A 21,359-nucleotide genomic window follows, 5' to 3' on the forward strand; every position below is an offset into this window, starting at 1 on the left:
GCAATGAAATATCAACAACTTGAAAATCTTGAAAGCGGTTGGAAATGGAAATATCTGGTGAAAAAGCACCGCGAAGGGGAGCTGATCACCCGCTACGTGGAAGCCAGTGCTGCCCAGGAAGCCGTCAATTTGTTGTTGGCCCTCGAAAATGAACCGGTGCGGGTAAATGTCTGGATAGACAGGCATATGAATCCTGCCTTGCTTAATCGGATGAAACAAACCATTCGGGCAAGACGCAAACGACACTTCAATGCGGAACATCAGCATACGCGCAAAAAATCTATCGATTTAGAGTTTATGGTCTGGCAGCGTCTGGCGGGCCTTGCGCAGCGACGCGGTAAAACATTATCCGAAACGATAGTGCAACTGATAGAAGACGCGGAGCATAAAGAGAAATATGCCACGCAAATGACCACGTTAAAGCAGGATTTACAGGCGTTATTAGGCAAGAAGTAACGCTGAAAGGCGTTGTCACCCAGACCAGAGCAAAAAACCCCGCGACGCGGGGTTTTTTATCAGACGGAAACTTAAGCCTGCGGCTGAGTTACCACGTCTTTAACGCCTTTAACTTCGATCTCTACGCGACGATCCGGAGCCAGGCAATCGATCAGGGCAGCGCGAGGTTTCACGTTGTCACAGGTGTTGCCGGTAACCGGGTTAGATTCGCCCATACCACGTGCGGAGATTTTGTCAGACGGAATACCTTTGGAGATCAGGTAATCAACAACAGACTGAGCACGTTTCTCGGACAGACCCTGGTTGTAAGCGTCAGAACCGATACGGTCAGTGAAGCCCAGAACGACAACGGAACCGTCTTTCGGATCCAGGTTGCTCAGCTGGCTGTACAGCTGATCCAGAGCCTGCTGGCCTTCCGGCTTCAGGGTAGATTTGTTGAAGTTGAACAGTACGTCAGACTTCAGAGTGAAGTGCTTGGTCTGTACTTCCGGAGCCGGAGCCGGTGCCGGAGCTACTACCGGAGCAGCTTCTTGCTGGCCGAAACGGTAGGAAACACCTACGCTCAGCAGGCCGTTGTCCGGACGGGTGCCGATGGTGTTGGCATCACCGATGTTGTTAGTCCACTGGTATTCCAGACGGGTTGCGATTTCAGGGGTGATGGCATACTCGATACCGCCCGCGAATACCGGGGAAACGCCGGTGTCGTGGTCTTTAGTAGACGGGCCGCCAGGGACGTTAGACTTGGTGTCTGCACGCCATACCATACCACCCAGACGGGTATAAACGTCCAGATCGTCAGTGATTGGATAACCCAGTTTAGCGGTCAACTGAACGCCCTGAGCTTTATAAGCGCCATTGATGTTGTCGCCTTTGTACGGCATACGGCCTAACCAGTCGTAGCCCATTTCAAAGCCAACGTACGGGTTAACCTGGTAACCACCAAAAGCACCTGCGCCCAGTTGGTTTTCATGAGTCGGGCCATCATTGTTAATGAAGCCGGTGTCATGGTACTGAGACCAGCCCAGTTTAGCACCAGCGTACCAGGTGTTATCTTTCGGAGCGGCCTGCGCTACGGTAGCGAAACCAGCCAGTGCCACTGCAATCGCGATAGCTGTCTTTTTCATTTTTTGCGCCTCGTTATCATCCAAAATACGCCATGAATATCTCCAACGAGATAACACGGTTAAATCCTTCACCGGGGGATCTGCTCAATAGTTACTCTACCGATATCTACGGCTTATGCTGAGCACCCCTGGCGATGTAAAGTCTACAACGTAGTTGGAAACTTACAAGTGTGAACTCCGTCAGACATGTGAAAAAAACATGACGGATATACACATCATTTAACAGTTTCAGATGATAAATCGTACAGCAAAAATTGCGGAAACCGCTTCTGGCAAGCGTTCTCGCAAAAAAAACGTTAGCACTCAAAGGAGATACGTTCGCGTAAAAAAAAGTCCAGGATAAATCCTAATTTTACTTAATGATACAAATTAGAGTGAATTTTTAGCCCGGAATGCTGTCTCCTGGGTAAAGCGTGCGCACGTACAGGGCGCATGATAAACCCTACCGCATTACCTACCTTCGCTGCTTCAACCAGGCTGGCATGTTCTTCTTCTGTCAGTTCTTCAGTCATCCAACCAATTACCACGCTGTAATTTCCTGTACGCAAAGCGCGGATCATCGACTCCAGCGTATGACGAGGCGCAAGCTGGCTAATTTGCATCACTTTCGTTAATGGCAAACCTGAAGACTGTACCCATTCACGGCTGAGCTTTTGCTGCGGCGTGAGCCAGAGCTGCCAGCGTGATTGTTGGCCTAACTGACGGAGTAAAGGCAAAAGCAGGAGTTGCGCCATCATGGGCTGGTCTTCGTGGTAGACAACTTCACTGACCAGTCCTGCCGCGGCATTTTCCGTAGCGGTGCGCGCAGCGTTGTGGGTAGTGGTAGGAAATGACGAAGAACGATTTGCATAACCTGAAGTGTACATAATCAATCCAGCCCTGTGAGTTACTGTATATTCATACAGTACCCCTGTGGCGATGAAAGATCAACTCTATTTTCGGAAACTGTCTCGCAATTTTTATTCTTAGTGGCGTCAAAAATAAAAATCATCTTGCTCGCGGAGTATAAGTTGCCTATTTTCGTCATTAACGGATCCGTTACTGCAAATCATTCTTTTACTTTATGATTTAAAAGGAATTTTATGAGAGCACTCTCTTATGACAGGATCTATAAATCGCAAGAATATTTGGCCTCTTTGGGGACGATCCAGTATCGATCTTTATTCGGTAGCTATAGTCTGACCGTGGAGGATACCGTCTTTGCGATGGTGGCTAATGGCGAGCTTTATCTCCGCGCCTGTGAAGAAAGCGTACCCTACTGTGTGAAGCATCCCCCCGCCTGGCTCATGTTCATGAAATGTGGACGTCCCGTTATGCTCAACTATTACCGGGTGGATGAAAGCCTGTGGCGCGATCAGCAGCAGCTGGTACGTTTATCGAAGTATTCGCTTGACGCGGCAATGAAGGAAAAACACAGCCGTATTTTACAGCACAGACTCAAAGATCTCCCCAATATGACCTTCCATCTGGAAACATTGCTCAATGAGTCAGGGATAAAGGACGAAAATATGTTACGCATACTGGGCGCTAAAATGTGCTGGCTAAGGTTGCGACAAAGCAATCCCTTGCTGACGGTGAAAGTTTTGTATGCCCTGGAAGGCGCAATTGTCGGCGTACATGAAGCGGCGCTCCCGGCGAGTCGTCGCCAGGAGCTTGCCGACTGGGCTCATTCGCTTACGGCTGGGTAATTAATGTAGAAGTCGGCGGTGAAATTTGCCGTTGCAAGCGTCCAATCTCGGGCAGTAAGGCAATGAGCAAACCAATTTGTTGAACAACTAGAGGTTCTTTGCTGTCCGGACGTGTTTCCAGCGACTGAACTCGCTGCTTTAAACCCTCCAGCGCCTGGTGTACGCGCTGTTCGTCTTCAGGCTGATGATGAAGCGCATCATCAACGTAGCAGACCGCGTCATCCAGAAGCCCCAACACGTCCGGATTACTGAGCTTTTCGCGGTGCGCGCCGAGGGCGGAGATATAGCTGGTAAAAGTGTGATTGAGGCAAAGCAGCCTGAACGCCGCCTCCCGGGTTTCAGCCGTGACGTCGGGTTCGCTCGACATATTAGAAACCACGGATGCCAGTTCTGCATCGCGGTTGTGCGCGTCGCGTCTGGCAATGCGATAGGCCAGGCGGTTATCCCGTCCCTGGTGATATTGCTCAAGGATCGCGTCAAGGTAGCGGCAATTAGCATCGGTGGCGCGCTGGAGTACCCGGGGAAGGTTGCGAAAGCGCCAGTCCGGCCAAATAAAGCTGACCGCAGCCCAGGCGATAGCGCAGCCAATTAACGTGTCGATGACGCGCGGTAACGCAACCTCAAAGCCTTCGCCCAGGAGGTTAAAGCAGAGTAATACCAGCAGGGTGATGAACATCGTCGCATGGGCATACTGCACATTACGGAATGCGAAGAAAAGCACGCCGGTAATCACCAGCAGAACTAACTGTCCTTCAAGCGAAGGGACAAACCATAAAATCGGCAGGCCGATCGCAACGCCTACCAACGTACCGATAATCCTGAGCGCAAGGCGATGGCGGGTCGCGTTATAGTTAGGCTGGCAAACGAACAGGCTGGTGAGCAATATCCAGTACCCGTGGCGCATCCCGGTAATTTGGATGAGAGCATAACCGATGCACAATACCAGTGACATGCGTACCGCATGGCGAAAGAGAGCGGACTCCGGGGTAAAATTACGGCTCAGACGCAGCCAGATGTCGCTAAACCCGTGCAGGCTATCATCAGCCAACTGGTTTTCTGACTCATTGCGCGGCATTGCCTGGGCCTGCTCCGACTCGATCGTCGCCAGTTGCGCATCAATAGCGCGTAGGTTGGTTAATAAGAACCCAAGCGTATTTAACAGCTCTAAAGAAGCGCCGCTGGCGCGCATACGTTCAAGCGCGGCGTCAATGTGGGTAAAGACGCGTTCAAAACGCGGATCATGCTGGTACGGCGTACGCAGTAAGATACAGCGCGCCAGCTGCGTACAGGCCTGCGCCTGCATCGACATCAGACGCTGAAAGCGGAACATGACGTCGCTATGGCGAAAATAATCGCGCAGCGTCTGGTATTGAATATGCGAAGAACTGGCGCGTTCATGAATATCCTGCGCCACAAAATAGTAATGGAGGGTGCGGCGCGTACCGCGTTGACCGCGATCGCCGCGCAGGCGACTCAATAACGACACTTTCGTTTGGTTCAGCGTCGCCATTAACTGCCCGTTCGCTAACGCTAAATCATAGAGCGGCGCCTGGCTTTCATCTTCAATATCAGGATCAAACAGACGTGATTTCAGTTCCAGATAGTGCGCTAACTGTTCGTAACTGCGTGCCAGATTATCCTGCAACGGACGGATCGGAAATAGCAGATGCCCGGTTAGCGTCAGTAGGTTATACCATACTGCGCCTGCCAGCAGGAGCAGTGGTTGCTGATACCAGTGATCGTATAAAGAGGTACCCAGCATCGTATAGATGGCAATGAGTAACGCGCCGAACGCGATGGTGGCATAGCGTTGCCCCAGTCCTCCCAACAGAATAAACCCGCTGGTGGATAACGTTAAGCCCAACGCAAATAGCCACGGCCAGGGAAAGAGCAGCTCCACAGAAGCCGACGCGATAAAAAAGCAAATTAAGGTAATGATTAAATTACGCAAGCGTCCGGCAAGGCGATCGTCGAGATCGGTTAGCGCCGCGGCAACCATACCGAGCGTGAGCGGGATGGTCAGTTTGACGTCGCCCAGCCACCAGGGCAGGGCGGTGGTGCCGCACAGAGCGATAAAAATGCGGATGTAATACAGCCAGGTACTGTTCCAGGTATAACGGCGAATCAACGGACTTAACATAAAGGCTATTTGTCCCGATCATTCAAAACGGCGGCGCGCGTTAGCTTCTCGCGCGGCGCGAGCGGTTTCTACAGAGACGACGCGGCGACCGACAGGCCAAAGCGCAATCGCGGCAATTTTAAAGTTCGCAATACCGACAGGTATCCCGATGATAGTGACACACTGAGCGATACCGGAGGCAATGTGCATCAGGCATAGCCACCAGCCGAAAAAAAGTAACCAGAAAATATTCAGCAAGGTACCGCCAGTATTCATTAATACGCTTTTCGCCGCCGGATTAAGTTCGTCAACGTGAATGGCTTCATTACCGTAAGGGAACAGGGACAGTTTGGTTATCTCCCAGCAGGAGCGGGTCAACGGCAGGGTAAAAATAAGCACAATACTGACAAGCGTCGCCAGCAGCCAGGCCAGCGTAGTGGCAAAGCCGCCCAGTACAAAGTTTAAAATATTCAGAACGGTACGCATAAACCCTCAGTTCATTCCGGTTTTCTATCACTGCGGGCAATTGTAACGTTTTTTTAGACTGGAGCACGTTTTCTCTGGCGGTTACACTGATAAGCACATCTTTACGTCTGGATTCGCTGAGTCATGGAACTGAAAGCTACTTCTCTTGGAAAACGTCTGGCGCAACACCCGTATGATCGTGCCGTGATCCTCAACGCTGGGGTGAAAGTGTCTGGCGACAGGCATGAATATCTTATTCCATTCAATCAGTTATTGGCGATTCACTGTAAGCGTGGGCTGGTATGGGGCGAGCTGGAGTTTGTCCTGCCGGAGGATAAAGTCGTGCGTTTGCACGGTACCGAGTGGTCGGAAACCCAGCAATTCCATCGCTATCTGGACGCGCACTGGCGTCGCTGGAGCCAGGAGATGAGTGATGTCGCCGCGCAGGCATTACAGGAGCAATGGGCGCGTATTAGTGAGCGAACGGGCGAAAACCAATGGCTTACCCGTGAACGCGTTCGGGGGCTGGAACACGAAATTCGCCAGACGTTTGCCGCCTTACCGCTGCCGGTCTCACGTCTGGAGGAGTTTGCTCACTGTCGCGAGATATGGCGTAAGTGTCTGGCATGGTTACAGGATAGCGAGGGAAGTCGGCAGCAGCATAATCAGGCGTATGCCGATGCCATGCTGGAAGCGCATGCCGACTTTTTTACGCAGATAGAATCCTCTCCGCTTAATCCTTCCCAGGCCAGGGCGGTGGTTAACGGCGAATCATCGTTACTGGTACTGGCGGGCGCGGGAAGCGGTAAGACCTCGGTGCTGGTGGCGCGCGCGGGTTGGCTGTTGGCGCGCGGACAAGCCGATGCGGGGCAAATTCTTTTACTGGCGTTTGGTCGCAAGGCGGCAGAGGAGATGGATGAGCGTATCCGCGAGCGCTTACATACGGAAGAGATTACTGCCCGTACGTTCCATTCGCTGGCGCTGTATATTATTCAGCAAGGCAGTAAAAAAGCGCCGGTTGTCAGTAAGCTGGAAAGTGACGCCACCGCGCGGCATCAGCTATTTCTGCACACCTGGCGTCAGCAGTGTAGCGAGAAAAAAGCGCAGGCCAAAGGCTGGCGTCAGTGGCTGGAAGAGGAGATGCAGTGGGTAGTGCCGGAAGGTAATTTCTGGGACGATGAGACATTACAGCGGCGTCTGGCCCCTCGCCTGGATCGTTGGGTCAGTTTGATGCGTATGCACGGCGGCGCGCAGGCAGAAATGATCGCTGGCGCGCCAGAGGAGTGCCGCGAGCTGTTTGGCAAACGCATTAAGCTGATGGCGCCGCTGCTAAAGGCCTGGAAAAGCGCGTTGAAAGCGGAAAATGCCGTTGATTTCTCCGGGCTGATCCATCAGGCAATGGTGATCCTCGAAAAAGGGCGTTTTATCAGCCCGTGGAAGCATATTCTGGTCGATGAATTTCAGGATATTTCCCCGCAACGGGCGGCGCTGTTAGAGGCGCTGCGCAAGCAGAATAGCCAGACTACGCTGTTTGCCGTTGGCGATGACTGGCAGGCGATTTACCGTTTTAGCGGGGCGCAGCTCTCCTTAACGACGGCGTTTCATCAGACGTTCGGCGAGGGCGAGCATTGCCACCTGGACACCACGTACCGCTTTAACAGTCGGATTGGCGATATTGCCAATCGCTTTGTACAGCAGAATCCGCACCAACTTAAAAAACCGTTAAATAGTCTGACCCCAGGCGATAAAAAAGCGGTGACGTTATTGGATGAAAGCCAGTTGGACGCGTTACTGGATAAATTATCCGGCTATGCGAAGGAAGATGAACGTATCCTGGTGCTGGCGCGCTATCATCATCTGAAACCCGCGAGTCTACAAAAAGCGGCGACTCGCTGGCCGAAGTTACAGATAGACTTCATGACTATCCATGCCAGCAAAGGCCAACAGGCCGATTACGTGATTCTTGTCGGATTGCAGGAGGGTAACGACGGTTTTCCCGCCCCGGCGCGAGAATCCATTATGGAAAGTGCGCTTCTTCCTCAGGTTGAGGATTTTCCGGACGCTGAAGAGCGGCGTTTGTTATATGTGGCGTTGACGCGCGCGCGTGCGCGGGTCTGGCTGCTTTTCAATAAAGATAATCCCTCGCGCTTTGTGGAGGCGCTTAAACAGCTGGATGTGCCAGTGGCGAGGAAGCCCTAAAGCGCGGGCGGTACAGCATCCCGCCCGCGTAGCGGTTATTTCAGGCGCTCGGCCAGATAACGCGCATAATCCGGAATAAGAATATCTACAGCGTCATTAAAATGCGGGGACTGGATGATAAAGTCCGCCGTTGAGACGTTAGTGGCGACAGGGATATTCCATACGGTGGCCAGACGCAGTAGCGCTTTGACATCGGGGTCGTGCGGTACCGCGTTAAGCGGGTCCCAGAAGAAAATCAACACGTCGATTTTCCCTTCTGAAATGAGTGCGCCAACCTGCTGGTCGCCGCCCATCGGGCCGCTCAGCATCGCATTAACGTCCATACCGGTTGCGCGCTGGATCAGATTCCCCGTCGTGCCGGTTGCATAAAGAACGTGTTTTTCCAGCAACGGCTGATGGCGTTCCACCCAGTTCATTAACATCTGTTTGCAGTGGTCGTGAGCAACCAACGCGATATGTTTGCGCGTCGGCAAGGTGCGAGTCGTCAGTTCCATAATTCGATTCCGTAGTTAACCTGTCTACAGATTACTGGAAGCGCTTGATGCTGCAAGAGAAAGACAAAAAAATTGCGCGCTGGGACAACTCATATCAAGAGGGCGGCTGTTTTTCCGCCCATTGCAGAAAATGATGGCGTGTCTGCGGGTCGGCCAGTCGGAACCAATATTTCAGCCGCTGTTCTGTCAGGGTTTGTGATTGCGGCGGTACGGTATCAAGCTCTGAGACGTCGGAAAGTAATGTGCTGTCGTCTGCCATCATCGTGGCGAACTGAGGAAGCGAGGCGCGTTTCGCCGATTTATTATAACGCTCGGTCTCTATTTCATAATCGACCACTTTAGCCGTAGAAGTAATGGCCAGAATATCGAGTTTTACCGGAATGGGCATGGCGTCGCCGTCCAAAAGCGCCAGACGCGGCGCCGCGTTAAAATGCGAGGCTTCGCGCTCGTTTTCCAGCCGCGGGAGCTGGAAATTGACCTGACTTATCAGTTGGGTATCGAAACTTATCACCAGCGGCGGAGAAATATAAAGCCGCTCTTCATTACCGGGTAGGCGGATGGTTTTTTCCACCCGGAAAACGAGTTGATGCGGCCCGTTTTCCAGTTCAATGCTCTCTGCACCGCGTAATAAAGAGCTGGATACCTTTTTGCCGTCCAGCACCAGCAGATCAACCTCATTAGACAGACGGAGCGTTGTGGCAAAAACAGTCACCGGCAAACAGAGAGCAAGGAAGGTGGTTAGCGCGCCGGTTTTCATAAGGTTCTCCTGTCCAAAGGCCGTCTGGCTAATAATGTATCGAAATTTTTCTTAGATCATGTTTACTAACATATAGACATATTTTGGCGTTTTGCTCTCATACATCGGTATGGGATGAATGGTTGCTATGTCAGGTTTGTCGTACACTTTGCAAAACAGCCAGGAGAAAGATGATGAAAGAGACCGATATTGCTGATGTTTTGACGTCCACTCGCACTATCGCGCTGGTAGGAGCGAGCGATAAACCCGATCGTCCAAGTTATCGGGTAATGAAATACCTGCTTGAACAGGGCTACCATGTGATTCCGGTTGCGCCAAAAGTCGCGGGTAAGACATTGCTGGGGCAACAGGGGTATGCCACGCTGGCTGACATTCCCGAAAAAGTCGATATGGTGGATGTTTTTCGCAACTCTGAAGCTGCATGGGGCGTCGCGCAGGAAGCTATCGCCATCGGCGCAAAAACGCTGTGGCTACAGCTTGGCGTGATCAACGAACAGGCGGCGGTGCTGGCGCGGGATGCAGGCATGACCGTGGTGATGGATCGCTGCCCGGCGATTGAGATCCCTCGCCTGGGGCTGGCGAAATAAAAGTTTAAATGGCCGGATATCGCTTTCCGGCCTTTTAAATACAATCAGTTACGTAGTCGCGGCGCCTGAAGCTGCTTGCGAATGGTACGCGCCAGTTCATCCATCGATGGCTGTTCTGGATGCTCGTCCCGCATTTCGCTTCGCAACTGGGCCTCGGCCAGATAAGTATGCACTGGCTGACCATCATCATCTTCCATTACCACGTGGTACCACGGAGCGGCGCGAAGTTCGTCGTTAACCGCCAGTTCATCAGGCGACGGCTCATCAAGCGAATATTCCGGGTCGATATCGACGACCACTCCGAGGTAACCTAACAGGGAATGGCGGACCTGTTGGCCGATACCGAATTTGCTGGCTATCATAGTCACCTCCCGGGAAATAGATACCCTTTATATGAGGATACTATTCCACTTTTCAAGTTACATGACGCGACAGGCAAACCCTTTCAGATACAGCCCTTCCGGGTAGGTGGCGATCACCGGGTGATCGGCGGCCTGACGGAACTGCTCTATAAATTGTACATCACGACCGGCATCTATTGCGGCATCGGCAATGATTTTCTGAAATAAATCGCTGGTCATCAGTCCGGAGCAAGAGAATGTCAGCAGTATGCCGCCCGGATTGAGCAGTTGAATCGCTAACATGTTAATGTCTTTATAGCCCCGGCAGGCACCCATTAACTGGCTTTTATTTTCGACGAATTTGGGCGGGTCCATGATGATGACGTCGAATTTTTCGCCGTGTTCACGGTAAGCGCGCAGCAACTTAAACACGTCATCGCGCACGAATTCGGCTTTGCTCAAGTCCAGTTGGTTCAGTTCAACGTTTTGCCTGGCGATATCCAGCGCATCCTGTGAGGTATCCACGCTGACAACCTGGCGACAACCGCCCATTAATGCCGACACGGCAAAACCGCCGGTATAAGAGAAGCAGTTCAGTACCCGCTGATTTTCCACGTAGCGGCGCGTCGCCAGACGACTGTCGCGCTGATCAAGATAATAACCGGTTTTGTGGCCGCCCTGGATATCGACCAGTAATTTCATACCGTGTTCTTCAATTGGCAGAAGCGCAGGCGGCAGTTCGCCAGTGACCGGACCTTGCGTCAGCGCCATCCCTTCTTTTTTCCGCACGGCGACGTCGCTGCGATCGTAAATAGCGCAATCCGGATAGCATGTTTGCAGAGCGCTAATTAATGCGGCACGTTGATATTCGGCCCCGGCGCTGAGCAGTTGCAGCACCAAAAAATGACCAAAACGATCGATAGTGACGCCAGGCAGGCCATCGGACTCACCGGCGATCAGACGATAGCTATCCAGGCCGTCTTTTTTCGCCAGCCAGTCGCGCCACTGCTGCGCCTGGCGCAGGCGGCGGGTGAAAAACGCAATATCAATGGATTCTGCTTTATCAAATGTCCAGACGCGCGCGCGGATCTGGGAGGCTGGTGACCAGGCGCCGCGTGCTAACCACTTTCCCTGATGGTCGACGATATCGATAGTTTCACCGAGGTTGGCTTTGCCTTCCAGACGGGATACGGCGCCGGAAAAGACCCATGGGTGGCGGCGGAGTAAAGATTTTTCTCGCCCTTTGCTGAGGACTAAACGGGGATATTGCGGAAATGTAGATTCAGTCATGCGGAGTAACCTCTCACAAACAGTGACGCGGGCCGGATGATAGTTCCAGCCTGGGACCGTGAAAACGAAATGGCGCGTAGGGTAGCACAGATGAGAGGGGCAATCACCAGCGTATGGTGGTGAGCGTTTCTGCACAAAATAGAATCGTAAAGGCACAGTTTCTTCAGCGGACGCTTTTTATAGTGTTATTTCTTTACATGAAGAAGGAAATACAATGAAAACAGTCTTCTCTTTGACCGCAGCCGCAATGATGGCATTGAGTGGCGGCGTATCTGCCGCGTCGGCGTTTAGCCTCAGTAGCGCGGATATTCCGGCGGATTTTCGTTTAACGCAACAGCACGTCTTTAAAGGATTTGGTTGTAGCGGAGAAAATATTTCGCCGCAGCTGAGCTGGCGCAATCCGCCTGCCGGAACCAAAAGCTACGCTATTACCGTCTTCGATCCTGATGCGCCCACCGGAAGCGGCTGGTGGCACTGGACGATGGTGAATATTCCTGCGCAGATTCACGACCTGCCCACGGGGGCTGATAAAAAAACGTTACCCGCCGGAGTGGTGCAGGGACGTAATGATTTCGGTTATGCTGGCTTTGGCGGCGCCTGTCCGCCGCCGGGCGATAAGCCTCATCGCTATCAGTTTACTGTGTGGGCGCTGAATACGGCAACACTGCCGCTCGACAGTGAGTCGAGTGGCGCGTTGGTAGGGTTTATGCTGAACGCGCATGCGATTGCGAAAGCACAATTCACGGCCACATACGGAAGATAAAACAGAGGACGGCACGGTGCAGGAGATGCATATTCGACATCAGGATCTTACGACGGCAGAGGTGCGTTCCAGTCATCTGCACCGTTTGCATCGTGTTACGCTTTTTTCCGCCGCTATCTGCCATATTACGCAGGGCAGTAAAGTCATCATTCAGGATGATAGCCGCCTTGTCGCCGGGTCGGGCGAGTTGATTATTATTCCGGCGAACACGCCGCTGGAGATTATTAATCAGCCTGCGCAGAACGGTTTTCGCTCCGACCTGTTGTTACTTTCACCGGAGATTATTGCTCGCTTTAAAACGATGTACGTTCAGGATTATCCACCGGCAAACCTGACATCGCTGTGTACCCCGATGAGCCGTAGCCTGACATTTATGTGGGAGAACGTGTTGGATGCTGTGCGCCAGGGCTTACCTGTCGGGCTACAGGAACATCAGGCGATGGGGTTACTGTTAGCGCTTTTGCATGATGGCGCGGCGGGACCGCTGCTTATTGAACGGCGTTACACCCTCACGGAGCAGGTGCGGCAACTGATTATGCTCTCGCCTGCTAAGCTATGGACAGCCCAGGAGATAGCCCGCCGTCTTGCTATGGGAACATCGACGCTGCGTCGGCGTTTGCAGCGCGAATCGCAGAGTTATCGACAAATTGTTGAAGAGGTGCGCATGTCCTGCGCGCTTTCTCAACTGCAATCGACGACGCTGCCGATCGGCGAAATAGCGCTACGGTGCGGCTACCTGTCGGGGTCGCGGTTTACGGCCAGATTCCGCCAACATTATGGGTGTCTGCCCAGTCAGGTACGTTAAGTATGTCCTGTATGAGCCTCCACCACTGATTATGAAAGGAGAACCATCATGTCGAACGTCTGCATTATCGCCTGGGTTTATGGTCGCGTTCAGGGCGTCGGGTTTCGCTATACCACGCAGCATGAGGCGCAGCGGCTGGGGTTAACCGGCTATGCGAAGAATATGGATGACGGAAGCGTAGAAGTGGTGGCCTGTGGCGACGCGGCGCAGGTGGAAAAGCTCATCAAGTGGCTGAAAGAAGGCGGACCGCGCTCTGCTCGTGTGGACAAAATCCTCACTGAACCGCACAGCCCTCGCGAGACGTTAACAGGCTTCAGTATTCGGTATTAAATACATTTTACCGGCTTGGGCAGACCGGCGATTTTGGTCGCTTGCTTTGCCGGGCCTTTCGGGAACAGACGATACAGATAGCGGCTGTTGCCTTTTTCTTCGCCGAACTTATTCGCCATCGCTTTTACCAGCATTCGGATGGCGGGAGAGGTATTAAACTCCAGGTAAAATTCGCGCACGAAGCGCACGACTTCCCAGTGTTCCGCAGAGAGCTCAATGCCTTCATTGGCGGCGATAGCGACTGCCAGCGCTTCACTCCACTGCGTCGTCTCTTTCAGATAGCCTTCGCTATCAGTACTGATTTCTTTACCTTCAAAGATCAACATAACGTTTCACTGCGTAATCAACACGGACGGCAGTGTAGCAAAAAATAAAGCCCTGCATAAGCAGGGCTGGAAGAGGGGAATGTCGATTAGTCGCGGCTGGTGAAGCCCAGAATGCTGAGCAGGCTGACAAAGATGTTGTACAGCGAAACGTACAGACTGACGGTCGCACGAATATAGTTGGTTTCACCGCCGTGAATGATGTTACTGGTTTCATACAGGATAGCGCCCGAGGAAATCAGGATAAACACCGCGCTAATCGCCAGGTGCAATGCAGGCAGTTGCAGGAAAATATTCGCCACCATACCAATCAGCACGACGACGATCCCGGCCATTAACATACCGCCCAGGAAAGACATATCCTTACGGGTGGTCAGAACGTAAGCGGAGCAGCAGAAAAATACTAACGCGGTACCACCCAGCGCCAGGCCAATGACATCGCCCATGCCTGCTGACAGATAGGCGTTAAGAATCGGGCCCAGGATATACCCGAGGAAGCCGGTAAACGCAAAAGCAGACAGGATACCGACCGGCTTATTGGCGGTTTTATAGGTCAGGAACATCAGCCCATACATACCGACCAGCGTCAGAATCAGGCCGGGGGAGGGCAGCATTAGTACCGTACTGGCTGTCGCGGTAATTGCGGAGAAAGCCAGCGTCAGGCTCAACAGAAAATAGGTGTTGCGCAGTACTTTGTGCGTACTCAGTAGCGAGCTACGATCACGCGATGATGTAATGATACGATCCATTAGTCACTCTCTTATGACAGATGTAATTAATAAAGGAGAATAATAAAAACAGTCACTGTCACCCAGTGGTTTTACCCATCTTTACGCATTCGTTTACGTTTAGTTTCCTTTAGAGATTTCAGGTGATTACCGTCGTTAAAACGGTCTGCTCATGCCTGGCGCTACGCCATAAAACAGGCGGCAGCGCCTACCACGCGTTACCGATAAAAAAATCGCTAATCACAGCGGTGAAACAGTGGAGGCGATCAATACGTATTCAGCCAGTTTTGTGTTGAAGAAATGGTCAATGTGCCGCTATTTCAGGCAATTAACGAAATTTTGCCTGTTTTTCACGCAAACGAACACATTCGGTCTTTACATGACGCACCGGGATGTTTATAGTGCGCCTCATTCCGGAAGTGTGGCCGAGCGGTTGAAGGCACCGGTCTTGAAAACCGGCGACCCGAAAGGGTTCCAGAGTTCGAATCTCTGCGCTTCCGCCAGATTAAACAAGGGGTTAGCAATAAGCTAGCCCCTTCGTTTTTGAGGCGAAGAATAAAAAAAGAATATTCTCAGAGAATATCGTATCTTTCCATTTGAATAAAAATTCACTTTTCCCCAATAACCGGACGATCCAGTGTCGGGCTGATTTGTACCTTCCTGTCGTAGATAAGCACCTGGCTTTCTGTTTTGTGGCCGCTGAAAATCTGCTTATCCCTGCTACTACCCTCAAAATCTGAAATAGCTTTTGCCTTGATATCGTGGAATGTGTAATCCAGTTGTCGGCCCAGTTCACTTTGTGCGGCGCGTACAGCTTTTAACCAGCGATTATTGAACGTCTTGCGGATGAACTGACCACGATCGTTGTTGTAGAGAACCAGCGCGTCAGGTGACAGTTTTGGACATTCTGTCTGTGCTGTTTTCAGCGCTTGCTGAAGGCGAGGTGTCCAGACCTTAATCTGTTTTTTTCCGGTCTTTCCTTGCTGGATAAAAATCCCCTTATCAGAAACTTGCATCCAGCGCAGAGCGAGTACGTCAGCTTGCCTGGCGGCGCACAGGTAAGAAATTTCCATTGCTGCCCTGACAACGTGATCAGCATGCTTATAAATAGCCAGGTAGTCTTCGTCAGTGATGTATTGCTCGCGAGCCTTGAGAGAGAATTTACTGACGCCGGCACACGGATTTCCCTTAACGTAACCGCGTTCATACCCCCAGCGGTAAACACGTGACATGCTGCTCATCTCCTGGTTAGCCTGGTTTTTACTTTGCAGTCCACGACGATCCATAAACTGACGCACATCTTCTGGCTTTATTACATCAGCTTTAACTTTACCAAACACGGCAAGCAATTTTTTCTGATGTTGCAAATAATCCCGCTGGGTTCGTATTGCAAGCTCGGTGTAGTAGGCGCTTTTAAGAAACATTCCCCAGAGCTTTTCGAACGTCATTACATCCGAGTAATTGCGCCGTTCTTCCTCGTACCGTTTCCATAATGCCGACATAGTGAGAGTGATTGGCCCCAGTGTCACAGTTTCCCGCGACGTGGGTTTGTAGTAGTAACGGGTTCTGGTTTTTGATACGCGTGGGGGGAGCTTGACATCGCCCAGATCTTTTCTTCTGCGCCCCATTTAAATTGCTCCGAAATCGGGTTTTGTTTCTGTAGATTGCTGCACGATGATCTGTCCGTTCAGTACAGCGTTGATATGAGTCCAGGTTACCATGGGGCGCCCCTCCCGATCGGGAATGTAAGAAACGCCGCCACGGTCCAGTATTTCCCGTTGTTTGGATGGTTTCTGATAACCGGTAAATTCAATAAGTTCAGCGTCTGTTAGCAGATCGTTTTCTCTGGTCATGTTGGTCTTTCCTCATCATCCGGTACACGGCGTCGTCAGCATCACTGCAGGCGCGTTCGATGTCTGACTGGGTCAGTGTCTTCTTTCGTACGCTTGCCGATAACCGGCCAATCTTTATATCGAAATCTGTGAGTAGGGTAGCTCCGGGTTGCCATCGCAGCATTGCGGTCTCCTGTAAATAGTGAGACCACAATGCTAGCGGTGCCGGCGGTTTATTTCTGATTACGCTTAATCAGGTTTTCGGGGAGGAATGCGCCTTTCTCGCGCGTAACCTTTACATTTTTTGGCAGGTGCATACCCAGTTCACAACGGCTGCGTGCTTCAATAATCCCGTTACTACCGTCCGCGAATACGACGTGGACGGCATCGCCGCGTTTAAGTGATAGTTTCAGCATTGTTAGCGTACCTGTAGTGAGCGTTCGCCGATCTCAAGATGGGCGCCCGGTACCGGATTTAACAGTTCGGCAGGTACTTCTCCACCGTCAGCAGTGATTTGCGCTGCGGCAGCTTCCGCAGCTTCGATCGCTTCTTTGATGGCTTTTTTGTCCGGGGCGATAATCGTCTGAACAGTAACCAGTTCGTCTGGCAGTAGCTTCTCGTTATCGATGACAACACTGATGCTACCTTTTCTGACGGAAAAGGTATTTTTAGACGTCTTGAGCTTATCCAGATTAGCGGTCATCAGGCACGACAGAATATATTTACGTAATGCTTTATCTTTATTTTCGAAATGCTTTTTACGTTCCGCCAGGCGCTTTATTTCTTCATCGCAGGTTTTAGCATGACCGAGATTATTGCGGGCGATTACCATGATGGCATCCAGCTTATCATCGAGTTCACCCTTAATGCTTTCCAGCGTATCGGCGATCATTTCCGGAGTCAGTTCATCAGAGCTTTCCAGCAATTGCAGCAGACTGGTATAGTCGGCAGCTAACGCGATTGCAGTAGTCATTCTGCTTTCTCCTGCGCTTTGTTCAGTTCGGCGATACGTTCATCTTTAATGGTTGTCAGCCGCCGCAGACGCCCACCTAAGTAACGCGCGTGCTGTGTATCACCTTTCGCCTCTGCATCCTTGCGATGCACTTCCGCTTCGCGGGCAATCGAAGAATAAACCTTGTTGATCTCGTTCTCTGACACAGCTGATGCAAGGGTGTTTGCGACTCGGGTCAGTTTGTCGTCCAGTTCCTGACGAACGCGGGCTGCATCTTCCGCGTTTTCGCTGGCGTTTTTGAGCGCGAATTCAGCTTTATTTTTCTGGCGATACTCCTGGTTGTCGTACAGGCCCATGAAAATATCAGCGCAGAAACCAAGCGCAGACAGCGCTTTTTTGGTTGCGTCAGTCAGTGATTTTTTTGTCGCTTCACCATCACAAATAAGGCCATGTTTGCTGCTGTAGATATATGGGGTACACCCGAAAGAAATCTCCTCACCGCGTACACCGTTGCGGATGTACCAAAGTCTGATTTTGATAATGTGATGTTTTTCTGTCAGGATGCCGCCGACACCGTCGGGGATGAGTTCCCACGTGTTGTTACCGTCAGTGCCTTTGACTGTGCGAGTAATTGGCGCGCCATTGTCAAAGCGCTCTTCCAGAATATCGACACCCCAGCCGATACCTTTTGGACCAAATTCGCGTGTAGCGATCATGGTCATGTAGGTACCATTGATTGAGGTTCCGCCTCCGTTCACAGAGAACGCAGTAGTAAAACGCTCGTCTGTTTTGAACACGTCTTTCCACAATTCCAGGTTGTCGCTTTCTCCAGCCTGCATTTCATTAATGCTCTTAACCAGTTCTGACGCCTGAGGGAGCTGTTCTTCACGCTTAACGCGATCGACGAGCTGATCCGCATCCTGAACAATTTTTTCCACTTTATCGCTCAGATTTTCATTCTGTTGGTCAGTTGTGTCTTGGCTGGTTGCATATACTCCGTAACCCATATTATTTAGCGTTTCACGAGCCTGCTCCGCCTGGTCTTCTGTAACTGTTTCCTGTTCTGCCACTTCCGTTTTTTCACCTTCATTTGAGGCGGTTTCAGACATCAGATTATCAACGGAGAACATTCCATTGCCGAGGTTTGATACCTGTGGTTGGGTATCGGTTTTAACCCATTTCGGATCGTTAGGGTCACTGAGCAGCTTACCGGTCCTCTCCGCATCGGATTCAGGACATTCGAACTGACCATGCTCAGTCAGCCATGAATCAATATGGCGCCGAAGAGACTCAGGGAAATGGTAAGTATCTTTGGCTGGCGTGTTCTGTATAACGCCAAAAATACTCGGTCGGTCATATCTGAGGATCTTCTCAGTGGTACGCAGGGCCATTGACCAGCGTTTAAAATCCTCCCGGTCTTCTGCAATGATTTTTTCCGCATCGCGAAGATTTCCTGAAAGCACAGGTGTGTCAGGAGATATAGGTAGCAGGGCGACGGCGATCTCCTGGTCCAGTGTTGCGTAGGTGTGCTTATAACCGCGTAGGGGGGCTACTTTAGGACCCTTTATATGATCGCTGGTGTTAAGTGAAGATGTCTTGCTAGGTACCATTTCTTCACGCTTACCCGGATTCTCCAGCCAGCGTTTGATAAATTGCGAAATAGCAGCCTTGCCCGGTGTCTGGTCTTCAAATTTAGCGAAGATGGCCTGAATAAGATTGTTTAACCCTTCAACATGCATATGACGAACGGGCTCGTTATTGTGCAGTGCATGAAGGATATTTGAATTAATCCGATCGTCATCATCAAAGGGTTCAGTGTTATTTTCCAGATTATCGAGATAGTCCAGAACCTGAGAATAAAGCACACCATCTATGGGAGAATCGCTGAACATGAGGACGGTAGCGAACCGTTCCCGGGCTGGCAGCTTCATCAGATCGATGATTTCATCACTGCTTGGTAAACCTGGAACGCTGGTGTCTGGTTTGTTGGCGATCCATTTTTCCCCGTCAAAAGTATTCGCCTGAGCAAATTGTTCATCAAATTTTCCAACTTCCGGACGAGGCTGGCCCTCCGAGTCTTCCCAGATTTTTGGCCTAAAATAGTTGTCGCCGTTTGCCGGGAAGTGTTCCCAGAGTTTGCCAATGACGATACTTTCAGCGACTTTTTTATTTGGTGCTTCGATGCTGATTGCCAGAGCAACAGCACCATCTTTAATAGCCGATTTCTTCGGCTCGAACAGACAGTTGTAAATTGTCATGGTCTTTCCTCTTTGGTTCCTGGCGCTGGTCAGGCGCCTGATTTTGCAAGTCGGATAGCTATTTTGATTCCTGCTTTCTTCTGCTTAAAAACCGGGTACTTACCTTTTACGGCGTTAGCGTACACAGTTCCGGTTGTTGGATAGAATTCAACGCGGCGAACACCACCGACAATTGTTAGATGCATAACGCCATTTCCGAAATCGCCGTTGTTCTCATGTTCAAGTACAGACAAGCCAGCACTCATTACCTTGTCGATGATAATTTCAGTCTGCATGGTTACCTCAGGACGGAATATCGCTTTCCTGGACAGGAGAGTGATCAATACACAGCAGTTGCTGTATTTTGTCGTCAACCTGGGCTATCTGATGTTTTGCCAGCGTTGCTATCTTCTCTTTCTGACCACGCAACTGGTCGACCTGAAGAGCAATGATGTCGAAAGGTTCTGGCTGGTTTACATCGATGGATATATCGCGAGTCTCCAGCAGGACGTATTGATCTGGAAAGGTGCGTGACATGTCACAGGTAGATACGATGACTTTTTCCTGAGCAAACGTGTTGGCGTTGTAATGGATGTACAGCTTTACTGGGATGGCAAGCGCTTCCATAGCGGCTCCTTACTAGTGTATAATCCGAGCCGATCAGCGGCTCATGTCGTTGGTCTTTCCTCGGTGCAGGGTTGGTCCCCTGTACCACCTCCGGAGTGGTTTGGTCGCCGTTCCGGGTAAAGAAACCCACTTCGGTGGGTTTTTTTACATCTGTTGCCCGTCTTTCCGGGCTGTCAGGGCTGGTCATACCCGCCAGGTCTTTCCTCGGTACTGGTTGCTGTGTAAAAAATTGCCCCTCATTGAGACGAGGCAAAGACTACACACAGCAATGGATATTTGATGATCCGTAACGTGGATCATACGGCCTGTTTTTAAGCCTCACGGGGCGTTCTTTACGCGGGCGGACGGCTCAACCGCGTTCACTGCCGTGACAGGGGGCTTGTGTGGCGTTACGCACCCATTGCTCTTACCTTCCACCACTGCAACGAATCGAATCCAGTTGCGGTCTTTCCCGCATGTCATCGTACTGGCGGCGACCCGCGAATTTGTGCCTGTCTTTCCAGACTGTCAGAACGTTTTTCTGAACAACTGCCGCGTGGTTAGTGCGTCGTTGATGTGGTTTATATTAGTTATGCGCATATTTGCGGTCAAGATTAAAATAATCGTAATGCGAATAAAATTTGTATGTTATTGATAAAAAAGAATAAAAAAAATCCCGACGATGCGGGATTATTTGGGAGGGGAATTTACTGTTTTCTTGTGGCTAGAAGTTCTTCAAAAAGGCGGTCAAACTCGCTAACTTTTTCTTTTAATTCAGATAGATGCCTTTCTTTTTCACTGTGAGGAAGTCTTTCATAAAGTGCTATCAACTCGGCGTCCTCTGGTTTCAGGAGTCGCCAGCCAGCAGCTGAATAATCTTGAACGTGGGCTCCTGATTTCCGGACATAATTCATTAATTCGGCAAGGTCAGGTCTAATGTCTTCAGGTTTTACACCGAGAAGAGCTGAAAATTTTAATGTCGCATCTGTGTTTAACGGAATACTTCCATTCAAATACTGACTGACTGTAGCCTGGGTACTAAAGCCGAGAGCATCCGCCGCCTTTTCCTGAGTAAGACGTAAAGATACTTTTTTCTCGTTCCATATGTCACGCAGCCTTTGGGCTGCATCAGCTTCAGCTGCATCAAGCGTTTTCTTTCTCATGGCACCCATATTATTCGTAAAATTAATTTCCTCCCAATCGTGTAACTATTGACATGTGTGTATTCGCAATACTAATATTCATGTGTCACATACATTTATG

Annotated in this window: 25 protein-coding genes and 1 tRNA gene; 8 read left to right on the plus strand and 18 right to left on the minus strand. The window is 50.9% G+C overall.

Annotated elements, in window-relative coordinates; all coding sequences use genetic code 11:
- The first annotated feature begins 3 nt into the window (after window positions 1–3).
- Window positions 4–456 carry a macrodomain Ter protein MatP gene (matP, locus tag J4728_RS01010; protein ID WP_000877172.1) on the plus strand — a complete coding sequence of 151 codons (453 nt, stop codon included), beginning with the start codon at window positions 4–6 and terminating at the stop codon, window positions 454–456.
- A gap of 71 nt (window positions 457–527) precedes the next feature.
- Here matP and ompA read toward each other — a convergent pair whose 3' ends face one another.
- Both ompA and sulA read right to left on the minus strand, forming a co-directional pair.
- Window positions 528–1,580, minus strand: coding sequence for a porin OmpA (gene ompA / locus J4728_RS01015; protein WP_001670727.1), 1,053 nt, complete (start codon window positions 1,578–1,580; stop codon window positions 528–530).
- 356 nt (window positions 1,581–1,936) lie between these two features.
- Entirely contained in the window at window positions 1,937–2,446 is a 510-nt protein-coding gene (gene sulA / locus J4728_RS01020; protein WP_000288732.1) for an SOS-induced cell division inhibitor SulA, read from the minus strand.
- 216 nt (window positions 2,447–2,662) lie between these two features.
- On the opposite strand from sulA, the gene J4728_RS01025 reads away from it, so the two are divergent.
- Window positions 2,663–3,268 carry a TfoX/Sxy family DNA transformation protein gene (locus J4728_RS01025; RefSeq protein WP_001202375.1) on the plus strand — a complete coding sequence of 202 codons (606 nt, stop codon included), beginning with the start codon at window positions 2,663–2,665 and terminating at the stop codon, window positions 3,266–3,268.
- Here J4728_RS01025 and yccS read toward each other — a convergent pair.
- On the minus strand, window positions 3,255–5,408 hold the full coding sequence (gene yccS / locus J4728_RS01030) for a YccS family putative transporter (RefSeq protein ID WP_071055260.1): 2,154 nt from the start codon (window positions 5,406–5,408) through the stop codon (window positions 3,255–3,257). The two genes, J4728_RS01025 and yccS, sit on opposite strands and share 14 nt — an antisense overlap.
- An 18-nt stretch (window positions 5,409–5,426) precedes the next feature.
- A complete protein-coding gene (locus tag J4728_RS01035; protein WP_001261222.1) occupies window positions 5,427–5,873 on the minus strand; it encodes a YccF domain-containing protein in 447 nt (148 codons plus the stop codon).
- Between the two features lie 123 nt (window positions 5,874–5,996).
- On the opposite strand from J4728_RS01035, the gene helD reads away from it, so the two are divergent.
- The gene (gene helD, locus J4728_RS01040; RefSeq protein ID WP_000420515.1) at window positions 5,997–8,051 is read left to right on the plus strand and encodes a DNA helicase IV; all 2,055 of its coding nucleotides are present in this window, start codon (window positions 5,997–5,999) and stop codon (window positions 8,049–8,051) included.
- A gap of 35 nt (window positions 8,052–8,086) precedes the next feature.
- Here the strand turns inward: helD and mgsA are convergent, their stop codons facing one another.
- Window positions 8,087–8,545, minus strand: a complete 459-nt coding sequence (gene mgsA / locus J4728_RS01045) for a methylglyoxal synthase (protein ID WP_000424187.1) — start codon at window positions 8,543–8,545, stop codon at window positions 8,087–8,089.
- Window positions 8,546–8,639: 94 nt separating this feature from the next.
- The gene (locus J4728_RS01050) at window positions 8,640–9,302 is read right to left on the minus strand and encodes a DUF2057 family protein (protein ID WP_000847732.1); all 663 of its coding nucleotides are present in this window, start codon (window positions 9,300–9,302) and stop codon (window positions 8,640–8,642) included.
- Between the two features lie 173 nt (window positions 9,303–9,475).
- Between J4728_RS01050 and J4728_RS01055 the strand changes: the two genes are divergently transcribed.
- On the plus strand, window positions 9,476–9,889 hold the full coding sequence (locus J4728_RS01055) for a CoA-binding protein (RefSeq protein ID WP_001537782.1): 414 nt from the start codon (window positions 9,476–9,478) through the stop codon (window positions 9,887–9,889).
- A 44-nt stretch (window positions 9,890–9,933) separates the two neighbouring features.
- Here the strand turns inward: J4728_RS01055 and hspQ are convergent, their stop codons facing one another.
- Window positions 9,934–10,251, minus strand: a complete 318-nt coding sequence (gene hspQ / locus J4728_RS01060) for a heat shock protein HspQ (RefSeq protein WP_000561983.1) — start codon at window positions 10,249–10,251, stop codon at window positions 9,934–9,936.
- A 57-nt stretch (window positions 10,252–10,308) separates the two neighbouring features.
- Entirely contained in the window at window positions 10,309–11,520 is a 1,212-nt protein-coding gene (gene rlmI / locus J4728_RS01065; protein ID WP_000140480.1) for a 23S rRNA (cytosine(1962)-C(5))-methyltransferase RlmI, read from the minus strand.
- A gap of 214 nt (window positions 11,521–11,734) precedes the next feature.
- Between rlmI and J4728_RS01070 the strand changes: the two genes are divergently transcribed.
- The 3 genes from J4728_RS01070 to yccX are packed head-to-tail and all read left to right on the plus strand — an operon-like array spanning window position 11,735 to window position 13,418.
- Entirely contained in the window at window positions 11,735–12,283 is a 549-nt protein-coding gene (locus J4728_RS01070; RefSeq protein ID WP_000859414.1) for a YbhB/YbcL family Raf kinase inhibitor-like protein, read from the plus strand.
- 25 nt (window positions 12,284–12,308) lie between these two features.
- Window positions 12,309–13,088 carry an AraC family transcriptional regulator gene (locus tag J4728_RS01075; RefSeq protein ID WP_023215819.1) on the plus strand — a complete coding sequence of 260 codons (780 nt, stop codon included), beginning with the start codon at window positions 12,309–12,311 and terminating at the stop codon, window positions 13,086–13,088.
- A 48-nt stretch (window positions 13,089–13,136) separates the two neighbouring features.
- On the plus strand, window positions 13,137–13,418 hold the full coding sequence (yccX, locus tag J4728_RS01080) for an acylphosphatase (protein ID WP_000072884.1): 282 nt from the start codon (window positions 13,137–13,139) through the stop codon (window positions 13,416–13,418).
- Here yccX and tusE read toward each other — a convergent pair.
- Window positions 13,415–13,744: a sulfurtransferase TusE gene (gene tusE / locus J4728_RS01085; RefSeq protein WP_000904446.1), complete on the minus strand. Its 330-nt coding sequence runs from the start codon at window positions 13,742–13,744 to the stop codon at window positions 13,415–13,417. The genes yccX and tusE overlap by 4 nt on opposite strands.
- Window positions 13,745–13,830: 86 nt before the next feature.
- Window positions 13,831–14,490 (minus strand): FtsH protease modulator YccA, encoded by a 660-nt coding sequence (yccA, locus tag J4728_RS01090; RefSeq protein ID WP_208210932.1) that lies wholly within the window; start codon window positions 14,488–14,490, stop codon window positions 13,831–13,833.
- A 394-nt stretch (window positions 14,491–14,884) separates the two neighbouring features.
- Here yccA and J4728_RS01095 point away from each other — a divergent pair.
- Window positions 14,885–14,972: transfer RNA gene (locus tag J4728_RS01095), tRNA-Ser, on the plus strand.
- A gap of 105 nt (window positions 14,973–15,077) precedes the next feature.
- Here the strand turns inward: J4728_RS01095 and J4728_RS01100 are convergent.
- The 8 genes from J4728_RS01100 to J4728_RS01135 form a co-directional block, all read right to left on the minus strand.
- On the minus strand, window positions 15,078–16,097 hold the full coding sequence (locus tag J4728_RS01100; RefSeq protein WP_042827218.1) for a tyrosine-type recombinase/integrase: 1,020 nt from the start codon (window positions 16,095–16,097) through the stop codon (window positions 15,078–15,080).
- Entirely contained in the window at window positions 16,098–16,322 is a 225-nt protein-coding gene (locus J4728_RS01105; RefSeq protein ID WP_000196401.1) for a DUF4224 domain-containing protein, read from the minus strand.
- Between the two features lie 212 nt (window positions 16,323–16,534).
- Window positions 16,535–16,717 carry a hypothetical protein gene (locus tag J4728_RS01110; protein WP_000916251.1) on the minus strand — a complete coding sequence of 61 codons (183 nt, stop codon included), beginning with the start codon at window positions 16,715–16,717 and terminating at the stop codon, window positions 16,535–16,537.
- A 2-nt stretch (window positions 16,718–16,719) separates the two neighbouring features.
- Window positions 16,720–17,274, minus strand: coding sequence for a siphovirus Gp157 family protein (locus J4728_RS01115; RefSeq protein WP_046595089.1), 555 nt, complete (start codon window positions 17,272–17,274; stop codon window positions 16,720–16,722).
- Window positions 17,271–19,511 (minus strand): hypothetical protein, encoded by a 2,241-nt coding sequence (locus J4728_RS01120; RefSeq protein WP_042827221.1) that lies wholly within the window; start codon window positions 19,509–19,511, stop codon window positions 17,271–17,273. Before J4728_RS01120 ends, J4728_RS01115 begins: the two co-directional genes overlap by 4 nt.
- Before the next feature lie 29 nt (window positions 19,512–19,540).
- A complete protein-coding gene (locus J4728_RS01125; RefSeq protein ID WP_042827223.1) occupies window positions 19,541–19,786 on the minus strand; it encodes a hypothetical protein in 246 nt (81 codons plus the stop codon).
- Between the two features lie 7 nt (window positions 19,787–19,793).
- A complete protein-coding gene (locus tag J4728_RS01130) occupies window positions 19,794–20,117 on the minus strand; it encodes a hypothetical protein (RefSeq protein ID WP_046595087.1) in 324 nt (107 codons plus the stop codon).
- A gap of 686 nt (window positions 20,118–20,803) precedes the next feature.
- Complete coding sequence (locus tag J4728_RS01135; protein ID WP_024136813.1) at window positions 20,804–21,259, minus strand: helix-turn-helix domain-containing protein; 456 nt, start codon at window positions 21,257–21,259, stop codon at window positions 20,804–20,806.
- Between the last annotated feature and the right edge of the window lie 100 nt (window positions 21,260–21,359).

The sequence above is a fragment of the Salmonella sp. 32070601201500089SM genome (assembly GCF_017573605.1).
GTDB lineage: Bacteria > Pseudomonadota > Gammaproteobacteria > Enterobacterales > Enterobacteriaceae > Salmonella > Salmonella enterica.